Genomic DNA, 10,037 nt, shown 5'->3' with positions numbered 1-10,037 from the left:
GCGTAGAAGTTTTTTTAGCCATAGAGCTGTTCCAATAATTTACAAAAAAAGGATGGCAAAACCATCCTATAAACTATTGTTTACAGCCTCATTGTATTGCTGGTAAGTTGCTCCTCAGCATTGCTCAATTCCTCTTCTAATCAACCGCCAAATATTACGAATTATCTTTGTCAAAAAACACCACCTATTTTTGACCACATTACCCACCTATTCATTTTTGGAAATACGACTTATTAGAAATAGAAATATCCGAGACTTTTTTGTCTCGGATATTTTCAAGAGTTTTTAAACTCTATAATCTAATCAATAACTTACGATAAGAAATATTTTTCAATCGTTATTTTATAAACAAAAATCTTAGAGGCTGTATTTTCAATAACGAAACAGTATTTCCTGTTATTAGAGATCTCTACATCATTTAAAGTAGTAAATTTAAGCTGGCAAAAGATAATTTCCCTTTCATTTATTTGGAGATTATCAATTCTCCAAGAACTATCCGCATTTTGAGGCCATATGTTATATAAAGTACTTCCTCCTTTTTTTTCAACAGCACCATATACCTTAAGAATATACTGGGTCCCTTTCTCAAGGGTAGGTAATCCAAAGTAGATGTTTGGTGATCCTTGAATTATCATCTTATTAGGATCTGTTGTATTAACACCATTACTTGAAGATGATGAACCACGATTAACAAGAACAATAGCATGTCCTGAAGCAGGCAAATGATCATTATCCATAGCTTGTAATTGCCATCCATTTCCATCTACCGGCGCCGCATCAAATACTATTTGAGGAACGGTTGGAAACAATGTTATAAATGTCTCGATAGGCGTTGTAACTTGAGAATTATTTCCTTTCATTTGTCGCAGCCTTACATCCCCACTTATTGATGATACTTTACTTTGAACATGATTTATAAAGTTTTCTTTATTCATTGTATAAAATCCATCGGGTTCATTTGTTTGCACAACATATTTATTATCTCCATTTTTCCAATTTTTCAAAAGTATAAATGTATTGAGTTCATCAGCAATCAATAAATCATCTTCCTGATAGAAAAAGCTTAAATCATTTTTCTTTAGATTTTTAAACTTTAGCTCATCAAAATCTGAATCATTGTCTTTTTGAGAAATCTCCAATCTGTCTCCTTTATAAATTTCATAGACATCAGATCCTTTTCCCCCAATAAGCAGATCACTTCCACCATTGCCTTTAAGAGTATCATTTCCTTTACCTCCAAGTATAGAATTATCCTCTCCACTTCCAGTTAATAGGTCATTTCCGTCCGAGCCAATAATATTTTCTAAGTTTTTAAGATTGGCTATATTGTCTGATCCATCTCTCCATTGTGCATTCTCATTTGTTAAGTCAACTTTTACACCACGATTGTAGAAATCAGATTCAAACGATACCCAATCACTTCCTTCTTTACCGTCAATAATATCACGCTGATTATTGAAGCCATTATTTTCAAAACCGTTTGGTATAAACATATTATCAGCATCTGAGCCAGATAATTGATCTGCATATTTACTTCCCTTTACTCCCTCAAATCCGGTAACATTATCCTGATGTGTTGTTCCTGCATCACCATGTTCAGTTAAGTTTGACTGAAGATCTACATGTACACCCATGTTCTTTCCCAGTTTAGGATCCCAATATTCTACAGAATTTTCATAAGACAGAATATCAAAACCATCGCCACCACTAAGAGTATCGGCTCCACCGCCTCCTTCAATTATATTTCCTCTCTCATCGCCCTGAATCACATCATCACTGTTTGTTCCTCTAACATTTTTAACAGTATCAGATAGTACATCACCATTACTGGTTATTACAAATTCAGATGTATTTTCGATATTCAAATTTACATCAACACCTTTATTTAAATCTTGAAAAGAAACAGAGTCACCAGTCAAAATACGACTAGTTGGTTTTAGCGGCGCATTCTGATTATAAAGATCGAGAACACTACGAACCTTATTGAATAGACCTCGAGGTACATCATAATAGGCTCCTTGCCCATTTTCAATCCATGTTTCAAGCATTCTACCTTCAATCAAAAATGTGTTTTCTTTAGTTGTCCCAGGAAAAATAAAAAGATATTTTTTGGCACTATCACTGACAAACCAATCCTCTAAAATAATATGTGTATTTACAGAAATTAAGATAAGATGATTGTCGAGCTTTTGTTTTGTAATTGGAGTTGATACATCTAATATTACAAAGTCAATATAAGTATCATAGTGCAGGGCGTCTTCTTGCAAAGTACTCTTATTACTTATAGTTACTACAGCATCACTATTTTTAATTAAATAATAATCACTTGATTTTCCGCCTCGCAAAATATCGCCTCCTCCATTACTGATAAGGATATCAGATCCATCGGCTCCAAAGAGAATATTATTTTCTTTATTGCCTATTAAAACATCATCAAACTCACTTCCTACAACATTTTCAATATTGATTAGAGAATCCCCTTCTGCGTCAGCCCCCATTCCGTATCCCTTATCTAAATTGATAGTTACTCCTGTGGCTGTTTTGGTATTCCCTGTATAAAATACTGTATCATTTCCGCCTCCACCATCTATAACATCGAGGTCATTTCCGCCAATTATAGTGTCATCCCCAAGATCTCCTAAAAGTATATCTTTACCAGCTCCACCTTGTATAATATCTCCTTTCTGGCTTCCTTTAATGACATCATCACCAGGGCTTCCATACCACATTATTGGAGACAGTTTTCCTGCAATAAAAGCATTCTTTCTTTCGTCTCCTTTCACGGTTAACCAAGATAATTGCGACATAGATGTCTTCCCTTTTGTGTATTGATTCATATCCAAAAAAGTATCATCTTCGCGAAGTTTAAAATCAACCTGATTGATATAGAGTTCTCCGTTAGTACTAATAGAAGTAAGTATACCGTCATTAGTAAGTATTTGATACTTTAAATAGTCTTGTAATGGAATAGTTACGGATACCTTATTAACACCCTTACCTGCACTAATGGATAGCTTTTGCTTGTCAATTGAAAGAAATGAATTCAATTCCTCCTGTATAAACTCAGGATAATGCAACATGGTAACGGTTGTTTTATCCGTATTCGAAGCACTACCTCCTGATTTTACATTTAAAAATTTAATAGGTTGCTCTTTACTCTGACCATCAGATTCTCGACTTATTTTCAAGTTATAAGACGCCGAATTTTCCAATGAATATGCTAGAAATGCAAAATCATAGAACCCTGTTTTAGTAGCATATAAATAAAGCCCTGAATTAGCCTCTCCGCCGTTTTGCGTAATCAAGAAATTGCTATTATTATTAGCATTTATCATTGTAAAATTCATCAATAAATTTTTCGATCTATTCTGCACTAAATAAGATGTATTAGCCTCAAGCCAAATTTTACCTTTCACTTTAATAAGTTTTCCTTTCACTAAAGAGCCTACCGAAGAACTTATAATCTTAGTCTCATCTGGAGATTTACTATTGCTCTTTGCTTCCAGCTCACTTGAAGTTGAAGCAACAATATTGTTCCACAATTCTGCCTTAGACGTTATTGCTGTCATATTAGCTACTGAAACTTTTAAATCAGCTACACTTGTTTCTGATGCATCAAGATACAATTGTTTATTACCCTCTTTCTTATGCAACTCAATTATACCTGTTCCAGAACGTAAATGTAACTCTGTGGTGCCATCTTCAGGTACTACTACAGCAGCGGGCCTATTAAGTGTAAGCACTCTTTTAGTAGCAGAACCTTCGTAACGCCCTTCCAAGCGAGATAATAATGTTGTTAACAGTTCAGCATCTGTATTGGAAGCATGATGTTTTTCCCACCAGGTCATATTAAATCCTGATATTTTCTGAACAATATCTCCGTTTTCATCAACCATATAAATAAAGCTGATCCCATCTTTACTAATAAATTGGTACCCAGCAATATCATTAACTAAAACTTTTACGATGAGCTGCTCTTTTCCTACATTATTTACGACATATAACGTCAATACAGAATAGGTAATTTCATTTACAGTAACGGCAAATATTTCAGATTTAATTTCGGAAAATAGTACATCAGAAAACATCACAAGCCCGGCTTTATTATCCCTTTCATTAGCCCAGTTATCATTGAGAGAGTGTATTCCGCTATCAGCAAGAATAACGACACCACTGTTACGACGGATCATATAAGTATCATTGCCCAAACCTCCATCCAATAAGGATGTTCCTTTTGATGATTCTAACATATCATCTTGCGATGTTCCTTCTATCCATCCGTCATTAGTATCAGTATATAACCATATGTTTTTATTAGAAACAGTAGTTTTTAACGGATTTCTAGATTTCCATAAATTTTGGGTAAGAACGGATGGGTCTAGAGCTCCTTTACCTTGTGTCAATATACCTTTGTAAAGTTCGGAACTTAAAACCTTTCCGTTTGGAGCTTCTGCCAGATTCACGACTTCAGATTCTTGAGTCCATGCACCTCCTGACTGCTTCATTGAAAGTTGATAACCATCCTTAGTACGAATATTTATTTGACCAGCAGAATTCGGAATATAGATTCTAAAATCTCCATCCTTCATATTTGATGCAATAAAACCTGTCCCTTTCATATTATCAATAAAAAGGCTATTTGTATTGGTGCCACCCATACGCAGATGGCTGTAATCCTCATCTATAAAAATGATATTTTTACTAAGATTCCAAGTATCCGGTAATTCTAAATGAGTTCCCTTTCTTACAATAATAGTAGCCTTATCCAACTGAGAGGTTAAATCCAAACGACCGTTATTATTTTTGTATAGTTTGTTAACATCAATACTTTCAATGGATGAGATATAATTTTCATTCTTTTTTTCGATTTTTAAAATAACTCCATCATCAGTAACAAAATACAAATCATTCATATCACTCCATCTATTTGCACGAACATACAGACCTGTTAAATTATCTCCGTATCCTAAAAAAATTCCATTAGTATCTTCTTTTATTACAATATTATCAAAATGTGAACCTTCAAGATAGACATAATCGTTTTTAGGCTTTTTCCCTTCAGGAGTAATGATGTTAACCTCAGTATAGATAAAGGTTTTTTCTGTTTTTAAAGCTAATAAACTTAGCCTATCTTGCTCACTCTTAACAAAGCCAGGATACTTTCCTCCGTTACGAGATATAAGAGCATAACTTCTATTAATAATGTATTTACAATTACCTTTTCCTCGGTAAATGATATCATCTCCACCTCCTGTAGAAATAACATTATTTTCATCTGATATAAATACTTCTCTTAGTGCTCCTTTAGTTCTAAACTCTCCTAGCTTATTGGCAGCAGAACTTTCAAATTCAAAGACATTAACATTTGCCTGATAACTACCTACCACATTCTGCACCTGATACGCTTCAACTTTTACTTTCTGAAGTAATATTGTATTCATATCAAGATCGCCTTTTATAAATGAGGACGCAGCTGTATTATTAATTGCGGTAAGAAACAGATGGGGTTCTGAATATGATGGAGTAAGAGCTATTTTATGTTGAGCCAAAAGATTCCACACAAGCATTTGATCAGTACTATCTAGATTTACACTTTTTCCGATTATAGTATTATGTCCATTTCCACCGTCAAATTCATAGTTACCCTCACCAAGATACAAATAGTTTTCTCCATTCCCGGCATGAATAATATATCGGTACAAGTATTGATCTCCATTAGCATTTTTAACTATGCCTCCAGATTGCGGCCCATAAAATGTATTTCCACTATTATTACCAATAATTCGTTCCATTGCTGAAAAAGAAACATTGGCAGAAAGTTCTCCTTTTTGATCATAGTTTGCACCCAATCCTAGAACAACAGTACTGATATCAGTTGTGATGTTTTTCTTACCTGAAAACTTCAAATTATCACTTCCAAAAGCACCAGAACCGGGTGAATGTTGGCCTTCAATACTAATTTCTCCGCCAGAAGAAGTTACCTTGCTGAAATCTACGGTTATATCTCCTGCAAAGTGGGCCGGATTTCCATTGAGCATAATATCATCATCACTCATTTTGCTTCCTTTTGACAAATCCAAAATTGAGAATCCTTCCCGCTTACTATCTGTCTGTAAATTAAATAGGTTGTCTATATCATTAACGGCTTGAATAATTTTATCACCTCCAAATATTTTTATAAAAGGTTTTATAAGCATAGAAATAGGTAAAAATACATCTAATGCAATCTCTCTCCAAGCTAGATCTTCATGCCCCGTGTTAAATTCAGTAACAATACTGTCTATGGACATTCTTATTCCCATAACTAGAAGCGCTGCTCCTTCAAGAATAGGAGCAAAAGGTCCGGTAAACGGGGCTGCAGTTTGAAGCAAAGTTGTAAATACATCCAGCCCAATATCTGCTTTGTCCAGATCTGTTTTCCATTGAGGCATTCCATTGTCTTCATCCTCTTGCAGTGTTTTTACATCTTCATAAACGCTGTATGCACCAAAAGCAAGAGCAATTACTGGCAAGCGTCCCATAATCTCTCCGGCAACAGAAAGAACTCTTTCACTTTCAATACCGGCTTTAACTAAAAGAGCTCTAGTTGACCGAGTAAACAAAGAACTAAAATCTTCTATTGCTACCTCTGAATCCTTAAAAAATATATCTCCTGCTTTTTGAGCTAACTTATTAAAAATTTTCTGGTCAACTCCTGTTAGATTTAATATATTATATGTAAGCCACCCCGAGCCTTCTAATACAGCTTGAGAATTATGATGGCGTAAGCCAGTAAATATCTCATCTAAACTACGCAAAGTTGTTAAAGCCCCTATCCCTTTACCTAATACTTCATTTGCAGGTTCAAGGACCGAATTCAGCCGAGTGAGCTTACTTGCTGAGTCATTGACAAGCTGCTTACTGCTAAATTTTATATCAGAAAGATCAACATCGATTTCTCGAATTTTTTCATTATTCTTTTTAACAGAAACGAAAGCGTGAGAAGATTCATTGATCCTTAAAGGAATATCCTCCAAAATATCATTTACAGAATATCCGGCAGCCGTTATACTCTGGACAATTCTTTCAGAAACAATATTCATATCATCAGCAACTGCCTTCGTGGCTTGTCTGGAACTGTCAACCATTTTTACAGATATATCCCACGATTCCTGGGACTGTACAGATCGTAAAAAATCTGAATTATAGCTATTACCAGATAACGTATTAAATGGATTAGAAAGATACTTTGTAAGATTTATAAAAGCAGGTTTGCTACCCTTCGCCAAGTGATCAAAACCAGCTACTTCAAACATTAATTCCCCTTCCATTGTCTGCAAATCATAATAGGTATCAAGAGTCATATTTGAAATGGAAATATTAAAATAGTCAGAAAACAATTTATATAATTGATTTTCTGTTGGAACAGAAGAAACTCCAAAAGATATTTCCACAAGATTTGGATCATAAAAATAAATTTTGCCAGATTTGCGGGCTACCCCTATTGCATGATTTCCAGTATGAAGCGAAAGAGAAACATCCTCAGAAACAAATAGTTGGTGTGTAATTTCCCGTAATGACATAGTTTTCCTTGCAACGGGCTCACTAACCTCTTGTAAAGTATTTATAAATCGATCTATATCTTCCGGTAAATTAATATCGGTGCCAATGCCCTGCTCAAAATTTTCATTTGCTAAAATTCTGGATCTTGTGTAGATACTATCAAGAAGTGCACTTTTCATTTTTCCATTATCTTCATTTGATAAGGTAAAAAGCCACGCATCACTTAGCGAATCACAGATTCCGATAGAATTATCACCAACTAAAAGTGCTTGTGGGGCTACCTTTACCGAAATACCATCGATTTCTGATAGTGAAACCATACTGCTGATATTATTAATGGTTACATCCTGTGTCTTTGCAAATTCTATTAATTTTTGAATTTCATAATTTGCGTATCTAATGTAATTTTTGGCTCCATCAACATTTTTCCAATTTTCCCGATAAGCATTAAGATTTTGTCTATCCTCTGGCGAAAGTAAATCATCCAATACCTTACCAAAAACTCTAGCTGGCAGCCCTTCAATGATATACTGTTGTAAAATATCTTTTTCATTATACGAAAAATATAAGTCACTCCAAAATCCCTCAGATAATTTTGGCAAACGACTTAGCGTATAATGTTGACCGGTTCTCGTAACAATATCTTGATTATTAAACATCAGACGCTTCATCTTTGTATGTTTGGGAATATGTGCCTGTCTACTTATAATCTCATTTATGATTTTAAGTCTATTCTCGAATTTAGTAGGACTTTTCTGAGTTTTAAAAATGTCTGTACCTTCTTTTATAAGTAAGCGTACTTCATGCTTCAGGTTCTCAATTAATTGATCACTACTAGAAGGACGATCTTGCGCATCTGGCTCTAGACGTTGTAACATTTTAACCAGTGAATCTAATTTTGACTTTGGCATGGATGCGATAGCGCCAGCTGTATTAGATGCCGTTCCGATTAATTGAGAGCGGTAGGCCATAATATGTTCCATGCCAGAAAAACTTCCCCTCGGTGTAAATGTTTTTTCAATCTTAGGATTAGAAACCTGCTGATTTTCTTTATACCCATTTTTGATATATTTAAACAATTCTGGATTTTCTCGTTCAAAGACAACAGAAATCTCATCTCCATCAAAGTCACCAGAAAGATATTTCATGTAATCTTCAGGAATGGACCCTATATTTCCTGCTCCATACCACTGAGTAACCATCAAATTCCCATCTACAACCGAATTAAGACTTTGTGACTGCGTAGTATTTCTATCTTGCATTGTTGTCCAGTCACTTGACAACTTTCTGTCTGCTGCATTATTGATAATATCGTAATCATTAAATTCATCAGGAAATAAAGCGTCATCGATAATACCAAGCATCCCTTTAAATAATACTTGATTACCATTAAGCTTTCCTGTCAAAGAATATTGAATAGCCTCCATTTCATTAATAAAACCAGATTTTTTACCCTCATTATACGATAAATTCTCCTTATCAATTGGCAGAAGGTTAAATTTATCCGCAGGATTTCTAAAGATTCCAATTCCTTTACCCCCTGTTGTCGAAAATCTTTGATCTGCTGGCAAGGTCAACTTTCCATCCGGTGAAGGCATGGCAACAAACATTTCAGTATGTATATTACCTGCCGATAACAAATTATGAACTTGGCGAAGTATTTCTCCGTTTTCTGTTAGAGGCTCTGGATGGCTAAGCAACTCCTGTATTTTTGGTGCTGAACCGGTGGATAATTCCTCAATCAATGCAGAGTTATATTGATCATACCAAATGAGTTGTTGATAGTTCAGACTTCCGGCACCTATTCTGGGGAATCTTTTACCAGCAGGATTCTTCCCATCAATTGATGAAATAGCACTCTTTTTAATAAATCCCCATCCATCATAAACACTAAGACTAACACCATTTTTCAAAATAAAATTTCTTTTAGGGTTGTCCGCTGAAAAAGATGTGACTCTCACTTGTCCTCCAACAGATAATTCTGCACTTGGCAACAATGCTCTTTGAGAATACGCAATAGATTCTTTGAAATTCAATAATTTGAGCAATTCATCATTTTTAACGTTTTCAACAGCATATAAAAATGGCTTGTCCGATTTCAATCCAGAGCCAGCAATAATATTGGTAAGATATGTTTTGCCATTATAATTAATCTGCTCTCCAATAGCCCCTGCAGCTTCTGTTAAAACTATCTTAATTACACCCGGTGGGGTTGTAAAAAAAGAATCAAGGGCAACAGTATTCACTGATACTTTCTCTAAAAATTCACCATTGTTATTAATAACATCAATTGTTCTTAAATTGCTACTTGGCTTTAAACTTGTATTTTTCATACTCTAATTTTTTAAATAATTAAATTGTTAAATGAGAACTGACAAATTTGATCGTCGATGATTTTTTTTTGCAATCGCGTTTTACAATTTGCTAGTCACTTTTGCAAATCTATATTGACATGGCGACAAAAGAAGTCGCATTAAAGCATTTAGTTGGTTTAC

1 protein-coding gene is annotated in these 10,037 nt (G+C 34.6%); it reads right to left on the bottom strand.

Features of this window, described 5'->3' with window-relative positions; genetic code table 11:
- Positions 1–311: 311 nt before the first annotated feature.
- The gene (locus LC419_RS23095; RefSeq protein ID WP_223609569.1) at positions 312–9,875 is read right to left on the bottom strand and encodes a hypothetical protein; all 9,564 of its coding nucleotides are present in this window, start codon (positions 9,873–9,875) and stop codon (positions 312–314) included.
- Between the last annotated feature and the right edge of the window lie 162 nt (positions 9,876–10,037).

Source organism: Chryseobacterium sp. OSA05B, assembly GCF_019970065.1.
GTDB lineage: Bacteria > Bacteroidota > Bacteroidia > Flavobacteriales > Weeksellaceae > Chryseobacterium.
The sequence above is the reverse complement of the archived record's forward strand: the minus strand, read 5'-3'. Positions and strand labels throughout refer to the sequence as shown.